This window comes from Nocardia sp. NPDC004168, from assembly GCF_040610355.1.
Classification (GTDB): Bacteria; Actinomycetota; Actinomycetes; order Mycobacteriales; family Mycobacteriaceae; genus Nocardia; species Nocardia sichangensis.
On sequence record NZ_JBEXME010000023.1, the window covers coordinates 91,531 to 113,801 of the forward strand.

A 22,271-nucleotide genomic window follows, 5' to 3' on the forward strand; every position below is an offset into this window, starting at 1 on the left:
GCGCGACCGCATATCGCCTTTCCCGGGTGGTATCGGCCTGGTTCCGGCGGGCCGGATACGCGTTGTGGCCGCGCTGGATCCCTGACCGCTTCGGCTGGCGAAAGGCTCTGTGCGCATGGGTATCACCGCGGTCGTGTTCGACATGGACGGCGTATTGATCGACTCCGAGCCGGTCTGGGAACTGGTGCGGCGTGGCTACGTCGCGGAGAAGGGTGGGCGATGGCTGCCCGACACCCAGCAGCGGCTGATGGGGATGAGCACCGGGGAATGGTCGGCCTATCTGAGCGGCGAACTCGGGGTCGGCGAGCCCCCGGAGACCGTCGCGCGGGAGGTGATCGAGCGGATGTCCGAGCGCTACGCCGAGGGCGTGCCGGTGCTGCCGGGTGCGGTCGAGGCCGTGCAGCGGATCTGTGAGCACTGGCCGCTGGGGCTGGCCAGTTCGTCGCCGCGCGCGCTCATCGACACGGTGCTGGGCCGGACGGGTCTGATCGAGTACTTCTCCGTCACCTTCTCCACCGAGGAGGTCGATCGCGGCAAACCGGCGCCGGACGTCTACCTGACGGTCGCGACGTTCCTGCGTCAGCGGCCGAGTGACTGTGTGGCCGTCGAGGACTCGAGCAATGGCATGCGCTCGGCCCACGCGGCCGGGATGCGGGTGATCGCGGCGCCGCGCCCGGAGTACCCGCCCGCTTCCGATGCGCTCGGCTTGGCCGCCAAGGTCATCTCCGGCCTCGACGAACTCACTCCTGGGCTGATCACCGGCTGAGCCGTGGCCAGGTCAGGGCCGATAAGAAGTCAGCAGGGTGCGGGCGGCGGCAGCCAGGTCCTCTTCCAGCCAGGCGGGCAGCTGCGCGGCGTGGGCGTGGCGGCGCAGCGCCGCATAGGGCAGGTCGACGATCGCGCGGCTGACCGCATCGATCTCTCGCTCCTCGTCCCTCCCGAACAAGGCGAGCGCGATGCGGCGCAGATGCTCGATCAGCGGCGCATTCATCTCGGCCAGGGTCGCGCGGAACTCGGCGTCCGGCTCGCCGTCGAGCAGATCGCTGGGACGCAGCTCCAGCAGGAGCTTGGCGTCCTGGGGGAGTTCGCGGCCGAACCGCAAGGCGGCGCGCACCATCCCGACGCCCGCCTCCACGGGATCCGGCTGGTCGGCGGCGGCGAGGGTGCCGTCCTGGAAACGGCGCAGCGCGCGCAGCCACGCCGCGGTGAGCACACCGTTGCGGTTGCCGAAGCGGTGATACAGGGTGCCGACCGGAGCGCCACTGGCCTCGGCGATGGCCGACACGCTGGCCGCGCGGGGCCCTTCGGCGAGGACCAGCGCGCGTGCTGCGTCGAGGATCACGTCGCTGTCGTGCTTGCGGGGCGGCGCCATGTACTAGTACGTTCCTTCTATATGGAGCGATTGTCCTATATTGACGAGCATGCCAGATCGGTCGACGCGAATCGCGACCGGGCGTGGCAAGCGATGCTGAGAGTCGTCTGTCGCGACCCGCACAAGCCGTCGCCGCCCACCGGGTTCGTCGTCGATTCCGTCGCGGAACCGCACCGTTTGGCGCTGCGCGGCCAGCACTGGTTCTCGAAATACGCGCTGATCTTCGAATTGGACGAGGAGGGCCCCGGCCGGACTCGCGTCCGCGCGCGTAGTTACGGCGACTTTCCCGGTCTGCACGGCCGGATCTATCGTGCGCTGGTCGTGGGGACGGGGGGTCACCGATTGGCGGTGCGTCAGATGCTGCGCAGGATCGCGGCGGCGGCATGATCCTGGGGACGGTGTGGGGCGCCACCGAAGCCGAACGCGAGGCTCCCTTGCCGTGCGACGACCGGCAACCGGGCGGTCTCCAGGCCGATCGAGCGATCAGCGTCGACGCGCCGCCCGCTCTCGTCTACGCCTGGCTGTGCCAGTTGCGCGTCGCGCCGTACAGCTACGACCTGCTGGACAACTTCGGCAAACGCAGCCCGCGCCGGCGCGACCCGATGCTCACCGAACTGGCAGTGGGGCAACGGTTCATGTCCCAATTCGAGCTGGTCTCCTTCGCCTTGGGCAGGCACATCACGCTGGTCTCGGGCAAGGTGTGCGTCACCTATGCGGTGCGACCAGAAGGCACGGGAACCCGCCTCCTGGTCCGGATACGCTGCGGCGCGCCCAGACTCGTCGCGGTGACATTGGCCCTCGGCGACCTGCTCATGATGCGTAAGCAACTGCTGACGCTGAAGGAACTCGCCGAAGCCGAATACCATACGGCCCCAGCGGATTCTCCGGGACCACCGGAACGGTAGCGCCGCATCGGCCGAGAGGTGCCCGACCGGCGACGGTAGAGCGATCCGGACGGTGGGGAGACCGGAGGTCATCCGCACGAGCGAAGGGTGAGGTTTACGAAAGGCGTTCGACCAAATCGAACTTGCGTTGTTCATAGCCTTTCGGCACGGTGTCGCGGACCGAGATCAGGGCGTGTGCCCAAGAGCCGAGGAGGGTGCGGTCGCCCACCGTGCGGCCGGGATCCGGTGTGGGTTCGGCGGTGAGCAAGGGGAGTGGGTGGATGCGGTGACGGGCCTCGTTCTCCAGTACGGTCGCTTTGTCCACGAAGATCCGCAGGTCGTGATTGAGGAGATAGCGGCCGACCGCGCCGTGTTCCGGCGGCCGCAGTGCGGCGACCGAACCTGCTGTGCGATAAAGGTTTTCGCCTAGTCGTGGTTGTTGCGCATCCCGTCCCGCCCAGGTGACCCGAGCGGGTTCGGTGAGCAGTCGCTCGATCCCTTGGACGAGGTGGTGGCCGATCCTGGCGTGTTCCATGAGCCGCGGGCCCGCGTCCACGTAGCCGAGCAGGCGGTGGTCGCCGGTGCGGAGTACTGCTCGATAGAGCTGCCACACGTAGTCGTATTCCCTTCGGTGGTAATCGATTTCGTTGCATGCTCACACGCGTTTGCGGTGTGGCGATTACAGCGGCGTTACCACCGTGGTGCGGTCAATCGGCCTGCGCGCAGGCGACCGCCCGGTCGAGCAGGAGGGCCTGCTCGGAAGTATTGCCCGTCAGTTCCGCCGCGCGCGTGAATTCGGCGCGGGCCTGCGCATACCGGCCCAGCTGGGCGAGCAGGTCGCCGCGCACGGCGTAGCGCAGGTGGTAGTCGGTGAGGGCGCCGGCGGCGACGAGCGCGTCCACCAGCTCCAGCCCCGCGGCGGGGCCGTGCACCTTGCTCACCGCGACCGCGCGATTCAGCTCCACGACGGGGGAGGGAAAGCGTTGCGCCAGAACGGCGTACAGTCCGGCGATGCGCCGCCAATCGGTCTCTTCCGGCGTCGCCGCCATCGCGTGCACCGCGGCGATCGCGGCTTGCAGCGCGTACCGTCCCGGTGGCAAGGCGCGCTCACGTGCCGTGCTGTTCGCCCGCCCGAGGGCGGCCAGCCCGCGCCGGATCAGCAGGCGATCCCACCGTGCGCGGTCCTGGTCGTCGAGCAGCACCACCTCTTCGCCGGTTCCGGTGCGCGCGGGCAGCCGGGAAGCCTGTAGCTCCAGCAGCGCGACCAGGCCGTGCGTCTCCGGCTCGGCGGGCAACAACTCGCCGAGCATGCGGGCCAGGCGCAGCGCGTCCTGGCACAGCTCCTCGCGGACCCAGTCCTCGCCCGCCGTCGCCGCGTAGCCCTCGTTGAAGATCAGGTAGACCACGGCCAGCACCGAGGCCAACCGATCGGCCAGCTGGGCACCGCGTGGCACCGTGTAGGGGACCCGCTTGTCGGCGATGGTGCGTTTCGCGCGCACGATCCGTTGCGCCACGGTCGATTCCGGCACGACGAACGCCCGGGCGATCTCCTCGGTGGTCAGCCCGCCGAGCAGCCGCAGGGTGAGCGCGACCCGCGCCGGTTCGGTGAGCACCGGGTGACAGGCGGTGAACATCATTCGCAGCAGGTCGTCCTCGACCAGGTCGTCGTTCGTATCGGGCGGCGGCTGCTCGGTCACGAGATCGCGACCGAGCAGCTCCAGCTTGCGGGCGAAGGTGCGGTTGCGCCGCACCCGATCGATCGCCCGGTGCTTGGCGGTGAGCATGAGCCAGCCGCCCGGGTTCGGCGGCACGCCGTCGCGCGGCCACTGCTCCAACGCCGCGACCAACGCGTCCTGCGCCAGTTCCTCGGCGGCGCCGATATCGCCGACCACCCGGGTGAGCCCGGCGACCAACCGGGGCCATTCCATCCGGGTCACGGCTTCGGCGGCGCGTCGCGCCGAATCCGCGGACGGCTGCCCGCTCATCCGCCGTGCCCGCTCAGGCGGGGTCGGCGATCTGCCGGACCTCGACCTCGATGTCCCATTCGGGTCCGTGTACGGCGAGGAAACGAGAGGTCCATTCCACCGCCTCTTCCTTCGACTTGACCTGCAGAATGCAGTATCCGCCGACGATCTCCTTGGATTCGGTGAACGGTCCGTCCAGCACGGTCTGCTTGCCGCCGGACTGGGTGACCCTGGTGGCTTCGGTGATCGAGTGCAGACCGTTGGTGTCCAGCAGCACGCCCGCCTTGGTCATCTCCTCGATCACCTTGCCCACCTGTTCGACCAGCGCGTCGTCCGGCTCCGGGGAAGTGTCGGGGTCAAGGCGGATGAGCATCATGTATCGCATCTCGGCATCCTCGGTCGATGTGGCGTCAGGATCGGTCGATCCTCACATCACTGCATCGAACGACCCCCGCCCGAATCGACATGTCGGCGGAAATTTCTCCAGCCGAAGCGCCTACCGCGGCCACGCGATGGTTTTGCGGGCCGCTCGCGCGGTCCAACGGCCGTCGTCATGGCGGACCTCCACCGGGTGTGCGAAGGCGGCGGTGACGTTCTCGGTGGTGATCGTCTCCAGCGCGGGGCCCGCCGCGACGGCGTGACCGCCCGCGATGAGCAACGCGTGGGTCGTCGTGCTGGGCAGCTCTTCCAAGTGGTGGGTGACCAGGATGGAGGCGACGTCGGGGTGGGTACGGTCCAGGGTGTCGAGAGTGTCCAGCAACTGCTCGCGCGCGGCGACGTCCAGGCCGGTGGACGGTTCGTCGAACAGCAGTAGCCGTGGCTCGGCGATCAGCGCTCGGGCGATGAGCGTGCGGCCGCGCTCGCCCTGGCTCAGCGTGGGCCAGATCTCCGTCGCCTTGCCGGTCAGGCCCACGGTGTCGATCATCGCGTCGGCTCGGTCGAGCTGGTCGGCTGTCGGTGTCCAGCGCATGGGGGTGTCGATCGTCGCGGTCAGGCCGGTCAGCACGACCTCGCGGATGGTCAGCGGAGACCGCAACGGGTGGCGTGGGTTCACCTGGCCGATGCCGCGGCGCAGCTGCTGCAATTCGACGCGGCCGAGTTCAGCGCCGAGCACACGGACCGAACCCGACGTGGGGAAGGTGACCGCGCCGCAGAAGCCGAGCAGGGTGCTCTTTCCCGCGCCGTTCGGACCGAGCAGCGCCCAGCGTTCGCCGGCGCGCACGGTCAGCGAAATCCCGCCGATGATCTTCTTGCCCTCGCGGCGGAAGGTCACGTCGGTCAGTTCCAGCACCGGTTCGGTCACGTGAAAGCCTCTTTCAGAGTGGTCAGGTGGGCGCGGCTGTACTCCGCCGCGGCGGCCGGGGCGCGGGCGGCGATGGCGTCGGCCAGCCGCTGATGCGCGGCGTGATCCACGGACTCCGACGGCACCGGGCGGATCTTCAACATGTCGATCATCGCCAGCCGCAACCGGGGCAGGAAGCTGTCGAACAACTGGGTCAGTACGTCGTTGTGGGCGGCCACGATGACCGCCCGGTGGAACGCCATATCGGCGTCTACGTGCTCGGCCACCGGCTCGCCGTGTGCTTCGCGCGCGGCCAGGGCCCGGCGGATCATGCGCAGGTCGGCGGGGGTGCGCCGCTGGGCGGCCAGTGCGGCGGCCTCGGCCTCGATGGCGATGCGCGCCTCGATCACCGAGGCGATGGTGGCGCGGCGCAACACGGCGTCCCATTCCTCGGTCGCCTCGAGCGCGGTCACGAAAACGCCCGCGCCCTGCCTGCTGTCCAGGACGCCTTTACCGGCCAGCTCGCGGATCGCCTCCCGCAGCGTCGAGCGTCCGACGCCGAGCTGTGCGGCCAGGGTGGTCTCACCGGGCAGGCGGTGACCCAGCGGCCATTCGCCCGCCTGGATGCGGACGAGCAGCACTTCGGCCGCCTGCGCGGCCAGTGGATGGCGCCGTACCTGGGAGATCATTCACTACCTCTCTACTTGTCTGAGGAGTCGTGTACAGTCTAGCCATCATGCGCACCATGCTTCTGCTTAGCCGCCACAGCGGGGCCTGAACGACCGGCCGCCCGCCGTGGGGCTTCGTCGTGGCCGGTCACCCTTGTCGTGACGGCCGCAATGGCCAGGAAGCAGACCCATGACCACCGCATTCCCCACCATCCACACGCCTGCGGGGCAGGTGCCCGATCAGGCTCCGGCGTGGAATCGCCAGCGGCGCTCGCAAATGCCGTCGCACCGCTATCGTGACATCCACCGACGCGTGGAAGTACCGCTCACGCAACGGAAATGGCCCGACGCCCGGCTCGCGCAGGCGCCTCTGTGGGTGCCGGTCGATCTGCGCGACGGCAATCAGGCACTCGCCGAGCCGATGGACCCGGCGCGCAAACGACGCTTCTTCGAGCTCTTGGTCGCCATGGGCTACAAGGAGATCGAGGTCGGCTACCCGTCGGCGTCCCAGACCGACTTCGACTTCGTTCGCCTCATCGCCGAGGAGGATCTCGCGCCCGAGGACGTGACGATCGCCGTCTTCACCCCGGCGCGGCGCGATCTCATCGAGCGCACCGTCGCATCGGTCCGCGGCATCCCCAACGACGTCGTGATCCACATGTACACCGCGACGGCTCCCGCATGGCGGGACATCGTGCTCGGCAAGGACCGCACGGCGCTGCGCGAGCTGATCCTCGACGGCGGGCGCGCAGTGCTGGACTGCGCCGGGGACCTGCCGAACGTGCGGTTCGAGTTCTCGCCCGAGGTGTTCAACCTGACCGAGCCCGACTACGTCCTCGAGATCTGCGACCGGATGACGACATTGTGGGACGCCACACCGCGGCGGCCGGTCATCCTGAACCTGCCCGCCACCGTCGAAGTCGCCACCCCGAACGTCTACGCCGACCAGATCGAATATATGCACCGCAATCTGGCTCGCCGCGACAGCGTCATCCTGTCGGTGCACCCGCACAACGATCGCGGCACCGGCGTCGCGTGTGCCGAACTGGCGGTACTCGCGGGCGCGCAACGCGTCGAGGGCTGCGTCTTCGGCAACGGTGAGCGTACCGGCAACGTCGACATCGCCACGCTGGCGCTGAATCTGCACGCGCAGGGCGTCGATCCGATGATCGACTTCTCCGACATCGACGAGATCCGGCGAACCGTCGAATATTGCACGCGTATGCCGATCCACGAAAGACACCCGTATGTCGGCGATCTGGTGCACACCGCGTTCTCCGGGACTCATCAGGACGCGATCAAGAAGGGCATGGCCGAGCATCGCACCCGGGCCGCCGCGACGGGCATTCCCGAGCGCGCGGCCGACTGGCACGTGCCGTATCTGCCCATCGATCCCGCCGACCTCGGCCGCAGCTACGACGCGGTGATCCGGGTCAATTCCCAATCCGGCAAGGGTGGCATCGCCTACCTGCTGCACACCGAATACGGCATGGACCTGCCACGACGCCTGCAGATCGATTTCGCCGGGCACGTGCAAGCGCTCGCCGACGACACCGGCGTCGAGATCAGCGCCGTCGAACTGCGTGACCTGTTCGAGGCGATCTACTGCGACGACCCGTCGGGGCTGGCCGTGAAGGACTGGCGCACCAGCGGCGACGGCGCCGAAGCGGACACCGAGATCACGCTGATCGTCGACGGCGTCACCCGCCGTACGCGGCGCGGCGGCGGCCCGGTCGCGGCGCTCACCGAGGCACTGGCCGAGGCGGGGTATCGCATCGAGGTGCTCGGCCTGACCCAGCAGGCGACGGACCGAGACGAGGGCGCCATCGCTTACCTGGAATACCGCAGCGGCGAACACCTCGGTTGGTCCTGCGGCCGAGCCGATTCCGCGCAGGCGGCGGCATTCGCCGCGATCCTGCGCGCTGCCGGACGCTCGGCCCTGCGGTGACCATCTGGCACCCGCTCTCGCGCTGACCGACTCGTGGCGCGATGGCAGGTCGCGGCTGGTGCGCGTATCACGCGCGTACCACCGACGATCCGATCGGGTACTCGAGCCCCGGTACCCGATCGGATGCGGGCGCTGCACGGCAGGTGACGGTCAGGCTCCGGCGAAACCGTCGCCGGAGAACCGAATTTTCCCGGTCAGAACATGCCGTGCGGTATCTGCGCGGGCTCGGGCACCGTTTGCACGACATCCCAGTGCTCCACGATCTTTCCGTCGGCCACCCGCCAGATGTCGACCACAGCCAGGTCGGGCTCTTCGTCGCCCGGCGGGATCATGCGGTAGTGCATGACCACGTATTCGTCGTCGGCGATCACCCGCGCCAGCTCCAGCTTCGACCCGGCCACCGGTGCCTGGGCGATGAACTCGATGAAAGCGTCCTTCCCGGACGGATTTCCGGGGCTGTGCTCGAGGAAGTCGTCGTGCAGCAGAGTGCCCAGCACGTCGACGTTGCCCGCCGCGAACTCCGTGAAGCCGTTCCGGAGCAGTTCCCTGTTGCGCGCTGCCGCGCTGTCGTTCGTCATGCCGACGAGACTGGCAGCGCGCGAACCGGGGTGTCGATTACCCGCCATGTAATGGCGGGCGTGACCCGGGCGTCGTGATACTGGGCCGATGAACGGTGATCGACCGGTCGGCGAGCTGCTGCGAGAGTGGCGGCACCGGCGGAAGCTGAGCCAGCTGGACCTGGCCATCCAGGCCGACGTGTCCGCCCGGCATGTCAGTTTCGTCGAGACCGGCCGCACGACGCCCAGCCGAGCCATGGTGCTGCACCTGGCCGAACAGCTCGACATTCCGCTTCGCGAACGCAATCGCGCGCTGATCGCCGCCGGACACGCTCCCGAGTTCCGGCGCAGTGACTGGAGCGACCCCGCGCTGCGGCGCGCCCGCGACGCGGTGCAGCGGGTACTGCGGCTGCACGAACCGTATCCGGCGCTGGCGGTGGACCGGCGCTGGAATCTGGTGCAGGCCAACGATTGTGTGGGCGTGTTCTTCGACGGTGTGGATCCGCGACTGCTCGAACCGCCGATCAACATGATGCGGCTCGGCCTGCACCCGGCGGGCTTCGCCTCCCGGCTGCGCAACCTCGAGCAGGTCCGCGCTTTCCTGCTGCCCCGCCTGGCGCGCCAGGTGATGGCGACCGGAGATCCCGAACTGGCCGCGCTGCACGAGGAACTGCGCTCCTACGGCTCGCCGGGCGGCGCGGACAGTGACATCGCGGACATCCTGCTGCCGATCCGACTGCGCCACCGCGACACGGAACTAGCGTTCTTCAGCACGATCACGACCTTCGGCGCGGCATTCGACATCACGCTCGACGAGGTCGCGGTCGAAGCGTACTTCCCCGCCGACGACGAAACGGCTGCCTACCTGCGTGCGTGCGCCGAAACCGGCCGGTGAGCGACGGGCGTCGGGTCAGTCGCGTGCGGTGAATCGCTCCGCGGGCTCGCCGGTGAGGTGTCCGGCGGGCAGTTTGCGGCCGCAGAGGACGAGCAGCAGGTCCTGGGCGCGCCCCGACAGCACCGTCCCGGACCCGTAGCTGAAGTCCAGGTCGTCGGCGCGCAGTTCGATGCCGCCGAGTTCGGCGCCGAACAGCTTGACGGTCCTGGGGTCGATCGTGTCCAGCACCAAGCGCATCCGGTCCTCGGGCACCAAGCGGTCCAGGCCCAGGGCAACGGTGATGTCCAGCCCGTGGATCACATCGTGGCTCAACGCGTTGGAGAGCCCGCCGCCCGGCGGGCGCCAGGGGTGATCGACGTTGTCCCACAGTGATTTCAGCAGATCCGAGGTGCTCAGCGTGGCGGCGTCCATCCGGGCGGTGCGGTCGGCCAAGCGGTTGAAGTTCCCGAACGCCGCGACCATCCCCACCGCCAGGCGCGCGCTCGACAGGCGATACGGCATGGTGATGTGCGCGACCACTTCGCGTACCCGCCAGCCCGCGCAGAGGGTCGGCGAGTCCCAGCCCTCGGCGTCCAGTCCGGCCAGGAGTTCGGCGAGTTCGGCTCGTTCCGCCGTCACCGCCCTTCGCACCTGGGTATCGGTCATTCGTCCACCTCTCTTCGACGAGGTGATCCAACCCCTCCGGCCGTCGAGGCGCCACCCGGCGACGAAAATCGGCTACCCGCAGAGCGGAAAACAGAGTGCTTCCAAATTCGCTGCGCACGCAGGGACTGCGGTGAAGACAGTGGTCAGCCGTACAGCGCCTGGCGGGTCCTCCGATACGCGGCCCGGATGTCCCGTCCGGTCGCGGTGTCGGCCGGTGGCGGAATCTCCGCGACCGAGCATGCGGACCAGGACGGCGGCCGGTACGTGCCGCTGAGCGCCCATGCCGCTTGCCTGGCAGCGCCGAGCGCCACGTACTCGGCCGGTTCCGGCACCGTCACCGTGACGCCGAACACCTGCGCGGCGATCGCCGCCACCAGCCGGGAGCGCGCCGCGCCGCCGATGAGCAGCACGCGCCGCGGCGAGACCCCGCCGATCTCGGTGAGGTGGTCGAGCGCGTCGGCGAGATGACACAGCAGAGCCTCGAAGGCGGCGCGGGCCACCGTGCCGGGGCGCATCGCCTCCGGCCGCAACCCGTGCAGGCTGCCCGCGGCGTGCGGCAGGTTGGGCGTGCGTTCACCGGCGAGGTAGGGCAGCATGACCACGCCGTCCGCGCCCGGCGGCTCCTGCGCGGCCAGCGATTCCAGCGTCGGCAGATCCACGCCGAGCAGATCGGCGGTCGAAGTGAGGATGCGGGCGGCGTTGAGCGTGCAGACCAGCGGCAGGAACGCGCCGGTGGCGTCCGCGAAACCGGACACCGCGCCGGTCGCGTCGGCGGCCGGACGGTCGGTGCGAGCGTATGCCGTTCCGCTGGTGCCGAGGGAGACCACCACATCGCCATCAGTGATGCCCAAGCCGAGCGCGGCCCCGGCGTTGTCTCCCGTTCCGGCGGCGACCAGTGCGCCCGAAGGTGTGTGCCCGGCGGACTGGTCCGGGCCGAGGACCCGGGGCAGGCCCGGGTGGCGCCCACGAAAAGCCATGGCGAGCAGATCTTCGCGATAGTCTCCGTCGGCTGGTGACCAATAGCCGGTGCCGGAAGCATCGCCCCGATCGGTGGTCGGCTCGAGCATGTGTCCCGGTCCGCCGCCCCGTAGCCGCCAGGTCAAGTAGTCGTGTGGCAGCACGACGTGGGCGGTGTTGTCGGCGAGTTCCGGCTCGTGGTCGGCCAGCCAGCGCAGTTTGGCGACGGTCAGGCCTGCCACCGGTACGTTGCCGACCGCATCGGCCCACGCCCGCGGGCCGCCCAGGTCGGCGATCAGTTCCTTCGCCGCGTCGGCGGAGCGGACGTCGTTCCACAGCAGCGCGTCCCGCACCGGGACACCCGCCGCGTCCAATGGGACCAAGCCCTGTTGCTGCCCCGCGACGGCTACCGCGTCGACGTCGTCGAGCAATCCCGCACTCGCCGTCTGTAGCGCGTCCCACCACGCGGCCGGGGCGACCTCGGTCCCCTCGGGGTGCGTGGCCCGCCCCTGAGCGAGAATCTCACCGCTGTCGGCGTCGCAGACCACGACCTTGCACGCCTGGGTGGAACTGTCGACTCCCGCCACGGTCGTCATGGCGCCTGCCCCGATCGAAGCCCGCTCGCGTCGCCGACACCGCCCGCGTCGCACAGCGGACGCGGGCGGATCGACACCTCGGCGGAAACCGGTCGCATTTCGAGGACGAGCCCGTCGCGCGATCCGGCGAATCGTCCGATCGTCTGGAGCACACCCATACCGACCACCTTGCCCCTCGCCGCCCGGCACCGGAGCATTTCGGGTATTCCGCCGCCGTATCGGGCAGACTGTCGCGATGAGCATCGACCCCACCGACGTGCGCATCCGCACGGGAGACGGGACGCAGCTGCCGGAGCTGACCGAGAAAGCGCTCGGCGACCTGCTCGGCGAACCGGCCGGGCCGGAAGACGCCGTGCTCGAACTCAGCCGTGCCGACCTGCACGAGATCCGGGCCAGGCTGCTGCCCGACGGCGTCTACGAGCTGGAGCACCGGGCCGGGTCGGCGACCGAGTCGTTCCAGATGTACACCTCCGACCCGGTGCTGGTGCGGGATGTGCTGTGGGCATGGCTCTGCGACGATCCGTGGTGGCGCGACTCGGTCGCGTGGTTCCCCGTCGACCCGGCGATCGCCGAGCTACGCGCCGTGCAGGACGAACTCACCGGACTGCTGGACGGCCTGACCGTGATGGACGATCTCACCGCGGGCATGGACGCGGCGCTGGCGCGCGCCGACGAACTGCTGGCGTCGGAGCTCCCACCGGATGCGGACGACCCCGCTCAGGCCTGATACCACCAGGCGGTGGTCGCCACGTCGGCGTCCTCCAGCGGGAGATAGGTCTCGGCGTCCTGCCATCCGAGGGCTTGGACGGTGACGCGCAGTTCGCGGTCGAAACAGATCGGATCGCGCACATGCCAGCGATACATGCCGAAGCGCTGATCCGCTCGATAGATTTCCTCCGGCGGCAGCACTTGATGCAGCCCGAGATAAGGCGTGGAATATGTCCGGTATGTCCCGTCGAGATCGAAATTCCAGGCGCCGCCGAAATAGTCTTCGGTGCCCGTCCCGCAAATGGTCGGATGCTCGGTGTCACCGTCGAGGAAGAACTTGACCTCGCCCTCGCCCCACCATCCCGGCGCGCCTGGGCGGATGGCGAGGTAGGTGCCGACGTAGCGGCCCGGCCCCCGCACTGTGTCGAGCACGGTGTGGACGGCAGGGTTCCCCAGGCCGGTGGTCCGCGTCCACCGGGTGTGCAGATACCCCGCTTCGTCCGGTACGTCCTCTTCGGTGTAAGTCGCCTGGTAGTACACCGGAACCTCGCGGCCGCAGTGGTTTTCGAGCGTGATGCGAGCGCGGTTCCGAAACGGCATGGGCCAGTAGCTGTTCAATCCACCCGCTGGCGCGACGACCACCATCTCCGAACTCAGCAGGGCGGTCTCGCCCCATCCGTTGCAGAAGAAGTCGCCGAGGGGCGAGGAGATCGCGGGCCGTGCCGCGTCGTCCCAGGTCATCCGCAGCGTCAGCCCGCGAAGGACGGAACGCTCGGTGGTCAACCAGAAATGCCGGAAAACGCCGGGACCGGATACGTCGGCCAGCGTGGCGGTTTCGCCGTGGGCGAGCGCGATCGAGGGGGAGATCTTCCACCCCGCCCCGAGCAGCCGTGCCGCGTGCGCTCCGGTGCCGTCGGTCGCCCGCGCGCCCGCGCCGGGCGCCCCCGTCGGATTCTCGGCGCTGACCGACCGCGTTCGCGTGCCGTCCAGCCGCCACAGTTCACCGCCCGGCGCGGTCACAGTCCCGGCCATCCGTACCGGGGTGCGGTCGGCGCGAGCCCGGCCCGGTGCGCCGTGGCGGCCCCGCCGGTCGCGGCCAACTGCCGGGTGTCGGTCTGCTGGGCGAGTTCCCGGCGGAACTGGTCCATGTCCAGCCAGAGGATCTGCTGCACAAGGTCTTCCAGCGCGTCCGAGGCGAGGGCGCCCGCGGCGGAGTAGACGAGCATGCCGTCCCGGAACGCCATCACCGTCGGGTACTGCGTCACCTGGGCGGCAGCGGTCAACGCGACCTCGGCTTCGGTGTCGACCTTGCCGTGCACGATCTGCGGATGCCGCTGCGACGACGCTTCGTACACCGGAGCGAAATACTGGCACGGCCCACACCAACCGGCCCACCAGTCCACCAGCACGATCGGATGCGACGTGACGACGGAGTCGAAATTGTCCTGGGTCAAGGTGATCGTGGGCATGACATCCTCGTATCGTTCCGCGGAGCAACTGTGCATCGTCGCACGGATATTCGCGATCAGGAAGCCGCCCCGGCGCGGTGCTGTTCGGCCGCGAGGAAATGCGCGATATTCGTCGTCCGATCGTACAGATCGCGGTAGTGCCGGTAGTACTCGTCGTAGATCGCGACACTTTCGGGCTGCGGTCGCACGGTGTCGACGACGGGATTCCACCCGGAGGTGTCGATCCCGGCGGCCTCGGCCGCGAGCAGGGCGTCGCCGAGACTCGCCCCGACGGTATCGGCGGGCAATTGCTGCGGCAGCCCGGTGACATCGGAGACGATTCGGGTCCACAGCCCGCCTCTGGTGCCGCCGCCCACCGCGACCAGACGTCCCGCCTGCCCGCCTGCTTCGGTCATGGCCTCGAGGTTGTGGCGCACTCCGTAGGCGATGCCCTCCAGAACCGCGCGGTAGAGCTCGGCCCGTCCGTGCCCGAGGGTCAATCCCGCGACGATGCCGCGCGCGTCCGGATCGAACAAGGGCGTGCGTTCCCCGGCGAAATAGGGCAGCGCGAGCAACCCCCTGCTCCCCGCGGGCACCTCCGCTGCCGCGGCGACCAAGTCGGTGAACTCGCCACCCACGAGCTTGCGCAGCCAGTCGGTGACCGCGCCGGAGGTGGCCATGCCCGCGGCGAGGGTATACGTGCCCGGCCAGGTGCCGCAGGTGCCCCAGAGGCCGGGATGTGGGCGCGGGTCGGTGAGCACCTGCACCAGGAACATGGTGGTGCCGTACATGATCATCGCGTCGCCCGGAGCGCGGACGCCGACGCTGGCCGCCTCGGCCCAGGCATCGATGGTCCCGGTGGTGACGGGCAGCCCCGACGGAAGTCCGGTCGCGGCCGCCGCGTCCGCGCTCACCCGGCCCACGATCTCGGTGGGCCAGGCCAGCTCCGGCAGCCGCCAGCCCGGCACGATCCGCTCGGCCCAGTCGCTCGCCCAGGCACGTTCGCGCAGGTCGTAGAGGGGCACGCACTGACTGGCCGATTGGTGGTCCAGCACGTACCGGCCGGTGAGCCGGTGCACCAGGAAAGAACTCGCCATCAGCAGCATCGCGGTGCGTGCGGCGACATCCGGCTCGTGCCGGGCCAGCCACCGGACTTTCGGGCCGACAGCCTGGCTGGTCAGCGGCGATCCGGCGCGGTCGAGCACGGCCCGCGCGCCGAATTCGTCGTTCAGTTCCGCTATCTCGACGCTCGCCCTGGTGTCGACGCCGTAGAGGATGGCCGGGCGCAACGGCCTGCCCTTCGCGTCGGCGGGCAACAGGCACGGGCCGATGCCGGACACCGCGAGTCCCTCGAGCGCGGCGCCGCCGGCCGCCGCCACCAGCTCACTGGCGAGTGCGAGAAAATCCGCCCACCACACCTTCTCCGCGTCGTGCTCGACCCAGCCGGGGTGCGGCATGGATACCTCATGCGCCCGCTCGGCCCTGGCGATGACCGTGCCGCGCGCGTCGGTGAGCACGCCCTTCGAACTCGAGGTCCCGATGTCGATACCGAGAAACATCGTCACCGCGTGAACTCGTCCACCGTGACGTCGAGCAATTCGCACGTCGCGCGCACGGCTTCGCGGTGGTCGCCGGGCACCGCGTGAATGTGGTTGGCGCCGAAGCGGTTCAGGAAATCCTCGGCGCGCGCGTCCAGCCGGGCGAACGCGTGCGGCCATTCCCGGGTCGACTGCTTCATCAGGGCTTCGTTGGTCTGCTCGTCGTATTCCTCGAATTCGCCGAGCATCAGCTGCATGCGGTAGTCGCCGTCGAGCCGGGTGAGCCGGGCGAGAGTCATCCGGCCCGGCGCGGCCAGATGATGAACCGAGGCGCCGCCCGCGGGAAAGAAGAACACCTCCGGGTACAAGTGCACCTTCGCCAGGTTCTCCGCCGGATCGTCGCTGCGGGCGGCGAACCAGGTGGCGTGCTGGCCGGAATTGCAGAGATCCCAGATGTCCCGATCGGCGTGATAGTGCCGGACGTCGGCGAACAGCACCGGGGTGCCCGCGATCCCTTTGAGCAGCTGCATGGTCAGCGCGCCGTCCATGTCCGCCTCGGTCGCGCAGACGTGCGGCTCCTTCGGTCCGTTCCAGTCGTAGGGATCGTTGAGGAAGGCCTCGGTGACGTCCATGGTGGCGAAATACTGGGTGAGCTCGGGCTGCCCCTTGATCCCCGAGAAATCCAGGCGCCACTCGTCGATCAGCTCGCGCACCGCCAGGTACGAGCGGATCTGACGTTCCAGCAGTTGCGGGGTGAGCTTGGCGCCGTCGTAGTACACGCCCGCGGTGTTGCGCTCCAGCCACTCGCGCGCGGCCTTCGCCTCGCCCGCGTCGGCCAGTTCCGCGCGCCGCACGATCTCCCACTGATCGATTTCCTCGACGTCGATGCCGAACACGCGCTGCCACTGATCGGTGTTGGCGACCGCGGTGTTCATGCCCATCGGCCGCCCACCGAAGCGCCCGAACGTCGAACCGCGCAGGCTCGCCACGGCTGCCGCGGCCCGCGCGCGCACGCCGATCGCGTCGATGAGTTCGGGATCGGACGGATCGCCCCACAGCCTGCTGTGCCGACGTCCGATCTGATCCAGCGCACCTCCGGCGGCGAGCATGCCCACCATTCCCGGCTGGACCGGGTCGATATTCGACAGCAACAGCAGCGGCCCCGGAATCGCGCCCGCCGCCAGCATGGTGAAATGCGGGAACGCCCAGACCGCGTAATGCAGGACGGTGAGATCGACGCCCGCCGCGGCGACCGCGCGCGCCACCGCACCGGCCGACGCGTTGTCGCTGATCGGCGCCGCGCCACGGACCACATCGTGGCCCGCGTCCGCGAGCGCGGCCACCAGCCGGTCCTCGGTGGAGGCGATGAAATCGGCGATGCCCGCATGCACATAGTCGCGGCCATCGGAGATGCTGATGATGCCGATACGGGCCATGCCGGTCCCTCCCGTAGGTGGGTGATCGGAGAGTTCGACTCGCTCAAGAGATACCAGCCGCGACCGCGCTCGGAGACGCGTTTCGCCGAAATAGCGCTCGGCCCGGTGCTTCGGACCGCTTAGCGCGGAACCGTTTTGACGACCCGCGACTGCGGGAAGCCGAGCGGCGCCAGATGTACCCCGCCCTGTCCCCACCCCGCACTGGTGATCCACCAGCGGCCGTCCTCGTCGACCACCTCGGCGGCGTGCGCCGCGATGTGTCCGACCTTGTCGCCGATGCGGAAATGGAAAGGATTGTCACTGCGGAAGACGTCGGTGCCGGCGTAATGCGGGCGCGGACCGATGAACAAGTACCACCATCCCCCGTACCGGAGGACGTAAGGCGATTCGGTGTTGCCCGCCTCGGTGCCTTTGGCCGGGTCCGTGTACGCGATGTGCCGATCGCCCCAGTGCAGGAGGTCGGCGCTGGTGCGGTAGGCGACGACATGGTGACCACCCGCCGGGGCGCTGGTCGCGCAGTAGTACATCACCCATTGTTCGCCGACGCGCACCACCATGGGATCGCGAGCGTCGTAGCCGTCGCGGAACAGCGGGCCCTCCGCCGATCTGGTCCAGTGGAACAGGTCGGGCGAGGTCGCCAGGTTCATCGCCGCGGCGGTGCGGTCGGCGCCGCCCGCGGCGTAGAACATGTAGTACCGGCCGTGAGCGCCGAGCACATAAGGCGCCCACAGATGCGTCTCCCCGTAGTCCCGGTCCACCCGCAACGCGGAGGCATGCTTGGTCCACGCACCGTGCAGCCGGTCGGCGGTGGCGTGAGCGAACTCGATCTCGTCGAACGGATCCGCGGGCTCAGGGTGGGTGATCCCGAAAAGGTGCCACCTCCCGGCGGCGTCGCGAACGAATGTGTGATCGTTGATGTACCAGGCTTCCGACTCCCCGGCGCTCGGATCGTAGATCCGCGCGAAAGCTCCCGCCCGGACCACCTCCCGTGTCGCCATGGATTCATGATGCCGCGATCACGTCCTCGGTGGCGGAATCATCGGGCAACGACACTGCGCCGCAGGTATTCCGCGGTCAGCGACCGGTCGTCGGCCAGCAAGTCCGCCGGTGTCCCGGCGAAAACGAGTTCGCCTCCGTGCTTTCCGCCGTCGGGTCCGAGGTCGATCACCCAGTCGGCCCGAGCGACGACGTCCAGGTCGTGCTCGATGACGATCACCGTGTTGCCCGCGTCGACCAGCCGGTCCAGCAGCCCGACCAGCGCGTCGACATCGGCCATGTGCAGCCCCGTGGTCGGCTCGTCCAGCACGTAGACAGCGGCTTCGGCGCGACGCTGGAGGTGATCGGCCAGCTTGACGCGCTGGCGTTCGCCACCGGACAAGGAGGACAACGACCGGCCAAGGGTGAGATACCCGAGACCGACGTCGAGCAGCGACCGCAACGGCGTGCCGATCCGCCGGTCCCCGTCCGCGGCCCAGAAGTCCAGCGCTTCCGCCGCGGGCATCTCCAGCACGTCGGCGATGGACGCCCCGCGAATCTCGTAAGCGAGCGCCTCCGGACGGTATCGGCGTCCGTGGCAGGCCTGGCAGATCGTGGTGACCGGATCCATGTACGCCAGGTCGGTGAAGATCACTCCGGCGCCGTCGCATTCGCCGCACGCGCCGTCGGAATTGAAGCTGAACAAGCCCGGTCGGACACCGTGCCGCTTGGCGAACAGCTGACGCAGCGGATCCATGATGCCGAGATAGGTGGCGGGGCTGGAGCGCCGGGAGGCGGCGATCGCGGCCTGGTCCACCGCGATGACCTGCGGATGCGCCGCGACGAACGCGCCGGACACCAGCGTGCTCTTCCCGGAGCCCGCCACCCCGGTCACCGCCGTGAGCACGCCCGTCGGAAACCGTACGGTGAGGTTCTTCAGGTTGTAGGCGTCGGCATCGGCGACGGTGAGCCATCCCGCCGGCTCGCGGACGTCCTCCTTCACCCGCCGCACCCGGCGCAGGCCCGCACCGGTCGGCGTCTCCGCACGCCGCAAGCGATCGACGGTGCCCTGGAACACCACCTGCCCGCCGCGGGAACCGGCGCCAGGCCCCATGTCGACCACATGGTCGGCGACGGCGATGACATCGGGGGAGTGCTCCACCACCAGCACCGTGTTCCCTTTGTCCCGCAGCCGGCTCAGCAGAGTGTTCAGCCGCCCGACATCCCGGGGATGCATGCCGACGCTGGGCTCGTCGAAGATATAGGTCATGCCGGTGAGGCTGGAGCCGAGATGCCGGACGACCTTCAGGCGCTGCGCCTCGCCGCCGGACAGGGTGGCGGTTTCCCGATCGAGCGACAGGTAGCCGAGCCCGACCTCCTCGATCCGGCGCAACCGGGCGACGGCGGCCTGGGCGATCGGCCGAGCCACCGGATCGTCCAGGCGGTCGAGCACCTCGATGAGGTCGGTGATCTCCAGCCTGCCGTAGTCGGCGATGCCGAGCCCATCGATCCGGCTCGCCAGCGCGGCGGCGTTGAGCCGTGCGCCCCCGCAGTCCGGGCAGACCTCCTCGGTGACCACCGCGCGGGCGGCTTCGCGATTCTTGTCCGACAACGCGGTGAGATCACGCTTGACGTAGAGGCGGTCGAACCGCTCCAACAGGCCTTCGTACGCGTTGTTTCCCGCCGAACCGTTCCGATTCTTGCGCGGCACCCGGAAACCCTTGCCGTGCAGGAACAATTGCCATTCCTCGGTAGTGAAGTCCCGCAGCGGCTTGTCCGGATCGAAGAGCCCCGACTCGGCGTAGAGCTGCCATTGGAACGTTCCGACCGCGAAGGGCCCGAAGGTGATGGCGCCCTCGTTGAGCGATTTGCCGCGGTCGATGAGCTTGCCCAGATCCGGCCGCACCACATTGCCGAGACCGCCGCACGCGGGACACATGCCCAGCGGATCGTTGAACGAATAGCGCGTGGCCTCGCCCGCGCTCGGCACGCTGTGCCGGGAGAACAGGACGCGGATGACGGAGTGGATGTCGGTCATGGTCCCGACCGTGGAACGAGAATTGCCGCCGATCGGCTTCTGATCGACGACGACGGCGGGCGCCAGGTTGTCGATCGCGTCCGCCTCCGGACGCTCGTATTTGGGCAGCCGATTGCGGATGAACCAGGGGAAGGTCTCGTTGAGCTGCCGCTGCGATTCGACCGCCACGGTCCCGAAGACGATCGACGACTTGCCCGAACCGGAGACGCCGGTGAAGACCACGATCTTGCCTTTGGGGATCGTCAGCGAGACATCGCGCAGATTGTTCTCACGAGCCCCGACGATCCTGATGGTGTCTCGATCTGCATGCACGGACCTCACGCTAGGCAGCGATGAGGTCGGTTTCTGTCCTCCTTCGCGGCCATACTCGAGTACGTGACCCGGACCGCCGAGCGACTGCTCCAGCTGCTGTCGCTGTTGCAGACGCGCCGCGAATGGAGCGGTCCCGAACTGGCCGCGCGGCTCGGCGTCACGGTGCGGACGGTGCGCCGGGACGTGGAGCGTCTGCGTGAGCTGGAGTATCCGGTGGTCGCGAGCCTCGGCGCGATCGGCGGATACCGCCTGGAAGCGGGCGCGGCACTGCCGCCGCTGCTGCTCGACGACGAGGAAGCGGTCGCGATCACGCTCGGACTGCGCGGCGCGGCGCAGGGCGCGGTCGCGGGTATCGAGGAATCGGCTGCTCGCGCCTTGGTGAAGCTGCAGCAGGTCCTGCCGTCGCGCTTGCGCCGCCGAGTCGACGCGATAGACGCCACCACCGTCTCGCTCGGCGGGCCCGCCGCCGGTCCGATGATCGATCCCGAGGTGTTGGTCGCCCTGGCCGCCGCCGCGCGCGACAGCGAGCGGATCCGCTTCCGATACCGCGACAAGACCGATACGGAAAGCAGCCGCCTCGCCGAACCACACAGTCTGGTCTCGGCGGGTCGGCGCTGGTACCTGGTCGCCTGGGATGTCGACCGCGCCGATTGGCGCACTTTCCGCGTCGACCGTGTGACGTCACCGCGGCCGATCGGAATACGCTGCGCACCTCGCGCGCTGCCCACCGCCGACGCGGCGAGTTTCGTGACCAGCCAGTTGGCGCGCTCCAGACCGGTTCGTCCCGTGGTGCTGCGGGTGCATGCCCGCGCCGCCGTGCTGGCCGAGACGTTCCGCGTTCGCGCGGAGGAAGTCGAACCGCTGGACGAGCGAACCTGCCTCTTGCGCACCTCCGCGGATTCGCTGGAGTGGACCGCCCTCCGCATCGCGCACCTGGACCTGGACTTCGAGGTCGTCGAACCCGTCGAGATGAAAGACCTGCTCGCCCGGCTCGGCGCCAAACTGCTTCGTGCGGCGGACAAGCCTGACTGAGCGAAGGCCGCCGCGGCGTGCGGATATTCGGCTGCCCGATGCCGGAAGCGGCACTACGGTGCTGCGCATGACGCTCTCAGTGGAAGACCGCCTCGATATCACCGACCTCATCGCCCGGCACGGCCACATCATCGATGCGGGCGAACTGGATCGCATGGACGAGTTGTTCAGCGCGGAGATCGTCTACGACCTGACCGCCATGGGATACGGCGAATTGCGCGGCATCGCCGCTGTGCGCGACGCGGCCCTCGCGCTCGGCGACGCGAATCCGGTCGGCCATCACGTCACGAATGTGATCGTCACCGAAAGTGAGGCCGACCGCGCACAGGTGTTGTCGAAGGGAATCGGGATCGCCGCCGATGGTCGCTGCGGAAGCGTTACGTATGAGGACGTGGTGGTGCGAGAACCCGTCGGCTGGCGGATCACGTATCGCAAAGTCATTCCGCGCCGCGCTCCGCTGGGTGGCTGATCGCCGACGGGCGCATTGTCGTAGAAGCGCTGCCAATCGATCTTGTCGTGGTCTGAATCACACTTGTGTCATTCGCGCCGGAGTTTCGCCGCGCGCACGCCGCTGACCTGCGAAAAAGCGCGCTGGGCAGGCGATTTGACGAAGCGTTATCCGCCGCGTAACTTATTCCAAGTCAGAGCGACACGGACACCGACCCGGAGCCGAGAAGCGAGGCGGAGACGCCGAGCGGAAGGACCGGGAAACGAGGTAGGACGAGGAGCGCCTGACGATCACACTGGCTCGATCGGGAGCCCGATTTTGATCGGGTGAGCGAATGAGCTAAGCTGGAAAAGTTGCCTCACTGAAGGTCCGAAGTAGTTCGGATTGAATGTGTGTGCGTGTGTTCTTTGAGAACTCAATAGTGTGTCGATGAATGTCAGTGCCAAATATTTTTGGTTCCGGCCTTTTCACTTCCCGTGTGGAGGGTCGGACATTTTTAGTCAGCTAATTTCCGGCTGGCGATTGTTTTGCTGGGTTTTCGGACTCTAGTTTAGATATTTCTGATTCA

The 22,271-nt window shown here is 68.7% G+C and carries 24 protein-coding genes; 8 read left to right on the forward strand and 16 right to left on the reverse strand.

Going from position 1 to position 22,271, the window contains the following annotated elements:
* The first annotated feature begins 115 nt into the window (after positions 1-115).
* Entirely contained in the window at positions 116-766 is a 651-nt protein-coding gene (locus ABZW96_RS29625) for an HAD family phosphatase (RefSeq protein ID WP_355078925.1), read from the forward strand.
* Positions 767-778: 12 nt separating this feature from the next.
* On the opposite strand, the gene ABZW96_RS29630 is transcribed toward ABZW96_RS29625, so the two are convergent.
* Positions 779-1,372, reverse strand: a complete 594-nt coding sequence (locus ABZW96_RS29630) for a TetR family transcriptional regulator (protein WP_355078927.1) — start codon at positions 1,370-1,372, stop codon at positions 779-781.
* 93 nt (positions 1,373-1,465) lie between these two features.
* On the opposite strand from ABZW96_RS29630, the gene ABZW96_RS29635 reads away from it, so the two are divergent.
* Together ABZW96_RS29635 and ABZW96_RS29640 are read left to right on the forward strand one after the other, a co-directional pair.
* Positions 1,466-1,759: a hypothetical protein gene (locus tag ABZW96_RS29635; RefSeq protein ID WP_355078929.1), complete on the forward strand. Its 294-nt coding sequence runs from the start codon at positions 1,466-1,468 to the stop codon at positions 1,757-1,759.
* Positions 1,756-2,277: a hypothetical protein gene (locus ABZW96_RS29640; protein ID WP_355078931.1), complete on the forward strand. Its 522-nt coding sequence runs from the start codon at positions 1,756-1,758 to the stop codon at positions 2,275-2,277. Before ABZW96_RS29635 ends, ABZW96_RS29640 begins: the two co-directional genes overlap by 4 nt.
* A 94-nt stretch (positions 2,278-2,371) precedes the next feature.
* On the opposite strand, the gene ABZW96_RS29645 is transcribed toward ABZW96_RS29640, so the two are convergent.
* The 5 genes from ABZW96_RS29645 to ABZW96_RS29665 form a co-directional block, all read right to left on the reverse strand.
* The gene (locus ABZW96_RS29645) at positions 2,372-2,869 is read right to left on the reverse strand and encodes a hypothetical protein (protein WP_355078933.1); all 498 of its coding nucleotides are present in this window, start codon (positions 2,867-2,869) and stop codon (positions 2,372-2,374) included.
* 94 nt (positions 2,870-2,963) lie between these two features.
* On the reverse strand, positions 2,964-4,241 hold the full coding sequence (locus ABZW96_RS29650; RefSeq protein WP_355078935.1) for an RNA polymerase sigma factor: 1,278 nt from the start codon (positions 4,239-4,241) through the stop codon (positions 2,964-2,966).
* Between the two features lie 13 nt (positions 4,242-4,254).
* Complete coding sequence (locus ABZW96_RS29655) at positions 4,255-4,605, reverse strand: YciI family protein (protein WP_355078937.1); 351 nt, start codon at positions 4,603-4,605, stop codon at positions 4,255-4,257.
* Between the two features lie 111 nt (positions 4,606-4,716).
* On the reverse strand, positions 4,717-5,523 hold the full coding sequence (locus tag ABZW96_RS29660; protein WP_355078939.1) for an ATP-binding cassette domain-containing protein: 807 nt from the start codon (positions 5,521-5,523) through the stop codon (positions 4,717-4,719).
* Positions 5,520-6,191: an FCD domain-containing protein gene (locus tag ABZW96_RS29665; RefSeq protein ID WP_355078940.1), complete on the reverse strand. Its 672-nt coding sequence runs from the start codon at positions 6,189-6,191 to the stop codon at positions 5,520-5,522. The genes ABZW96_RS29660 and ABZW96_RS29665 overlap by 4 nt, the downstream gene beginning before the upstream one ends.
* A 256-nt stretch (positions 6,192-6,447) precedes the next feature.
* Here ABZW96_RS29665 and ABZW96_RS29670 point away from each other — a divergent pair, with 256 nt between their 5' ends.
* Positions 6,448-8,118 (forward strand): 2-isopropylmalate synthase, encoded by a 1,671-nt coding sequence (locus ABZW96_RS29670; protein WP_355078978.1) that lies wholly within the window; start codon positions 6,448-6,450, stop codon positions 8,116-8,118.
* 194 nt (positions 8,119-8,312) lie between these two features.
* On the opposite strand, the gene ABZW96_RS29675 is transcribed toward ABZW96_RS29670, so the two are convergent.
* The gene (locus ABZW96_RS29675; RefSeq protein WP_355078941.1) at positions 8,313-8,696 is read right to left on the reverse strand and encodes a nuclear transport factor 2 family protein; all 384 of its coding nucleotides are present in this window, start codon (positions 8,694-8,696) and stop codon (positions 8,313-8,315) included.
* Between the two features lie 88 nt (positions 8,697-8,784).
* Here ABZW96_RS29675 and ABZW96_RS29680 point away from each other — a divergent pair, with 88 nt between their 5' ends.
* On the forward strand, positions 8,785-9,570 hold the full coding sequence (locus ABZW96_RS29680; RefSeq protein WP_355078943.1) for a helix-turn-helix transcriptional regulator: 786 nt from the start codon (positions 8,785-8,787) through the stop codon (positions 9,568-9,570).
* Positions 9,571-9,585: 15 nt separating this feature from the next.
* On the opposite strand, the gene ABZW96_RS29685 is transcribed toward ABZW96_RS29680, so the two are convergent.
* From ABZW96_RS29685 to ABZW96_RS29695, 3 genes are all read right to left on the reverse strand, one after another.
* Positions 9,586-10,215 carry a maleylpyruvate isomerase family mycothiol-dependent enzyme gene (locus tag ABZW96_RS29685; RefSeq protein ID WP_355078945.1) on the reverse strand — a complete coding sequence of 210 codons (630 nt, stop codon included), beginning with the start codon at positions 10,213-10,215 and terminating at the stop codon, positions 9,586-9,588.
* Between the two features lie 143 nt (positions 10,216-10,358).
* Entirely contained in the window at positions 10,359-11,768 is a 1,410-nt protein-coding gene (gene xylB / locus ABZW96_RS29690; protein WP_355078947.1) for a xylulokinase, read from the reverse strand.
* A complete protein-coding gene (locus ABZW96_RS29695) occupies positions 11,765-11,926 on the reverse strand; it encodes a hypothetical protein (protein ID WP_355078949.1) in 162 nt (53 codons plus the stop codon). Before ABZW96_RS29695 ends, xylB begins: the two co-directional genes overlap by 4 nt.
* A 77-nt stretch (positions 11,927-12,003) precedes the next feature.
* On the opposite strand from ABZW96_RS29695, the gene ABZW96_RS29700 reads away from it, so the two are divergent.
* Entirely contained in the window at positions 12,004-12,495 is a 492-nt protein-coding gene (locus ABZW96_RS29700) for a hypothetical protein (protein ID WP_355078951.1), read from the forward strand.
* Here ABZW96_RS29700 and ABZW96_RS29705 read toward each other — a convergent pair.
* The 6 genes from ABZW96_RS29705 to ABZW96_RS29730 form a co-directional block, all read right to left on the reverse strand.
* Positions 12,486-13,508, reverse strand: coding sequence for a glycoside hydrolase family 172 protein (locus tag ABZW96_RS29705; protein ID WP_355078953.1), 1,023 nt, complete (start codon positions 13,506-13,508; stop codon positions 12,486-12,488). The two genes, ABZW96_RS29700 and ABZW96_RS29705, sit on opposite strands and share 10 nt — an antisense overlap.
* Complete coding sequence (locus ABZW96_RS29710) at positions 13,493-13,945, reverse strand: thioredoxin domain-containing protein (protein ID WP_355078955.1); 453 nt, start codon at positions 13,943-13,945, stop codon at positions 13,493-13,495. The genes ABZW96_RS29705 and ABZW96_RS29710 overlap by 16 nt, the downstream gene beginning before the upstream one ends.
* Positions 13,946-14,001: 56 nt before the next feature.
* Complete coding sequence (locus ABZW96_RS29715; RefSeq protein ID WP_355078980.1) at positions 14,002-15,483, reverse strand: FGGY-family carbohydrate kinase; 1,482 nt, start codon at positions 15,481-15,483, stop codon at positions 14,002-14,004.
* 2 nt (positions 15,484-15,485) lie between these two features.
* Complete coding sequence (locus ABZW96_RS29720) at positions 15,486-16,898, reverse strand: L-fucose/L-arabinose isomerase family protein (protein WP_355078956.1); 1,413 nt, start codon at positions 16,896-16,898, stop codon at positions 15,486-15,488.
* Between the two features lie 119 nt (positions 16,899-17,017).
* Positions 17,018-17,896 carry a glycosyl hydrolase family 32 gene (locus tag ABZW96_RS29725; protein ID WP_355078958.1) on the reverse strand — a complete coding sequence of 293 codons (879 nt, stop codon included), beginning with the start codon at positions 17,894-17,896 and terminating at the stop codon, positions 17,018-17,020.
* 38 nt (positions 17,897-17,934) lie between these two features.
* Positions 17,935-20,223: an excinuclease ABC subunit UvrA gene (locus tag ABZW96_RS29730; protein WP_355078960.1), complete on the reverse strand. Its 2,289-nt coding sequence runs from the start codon at positions 20,221-20,223 to the stop codon at positions 17,935-17,937.
* Positions 20,224-20,286: 63 nt separating this feature from the next.
* Here ABZW96_RS29730 and ABZW96_RS29735 point away from each other — a divergent pair, with 63 nt between their 5' ends.
* Both ABZW96_RS29735 and ABZW96_RS29740 read left to right on the forward strand, forming a co-directional pair.
* Complete coding sequence (locus ABZW96_RS29735) at positions 20,287-21,255, forward strand: WYL domain-containing protein (protein ID WP_355078962.1); 969 nt, start codon at positions 20,287-20,289, stop codon at positions 21,253-21,255.
* Positions 21,256-21,322: 67 nt separating this feature from the next.
* Entirely contained in the window at positions 21,323-21,724 is a 402-nt protein-coding gene (locus ABZW96_RS29740; RefSeq protein ID WP_355078963.1) for a nuclear transport factor 2 family protein, read from the forward strand.
* Positions 21,725-22,271 lie beyond the last annotated feature (547 nt).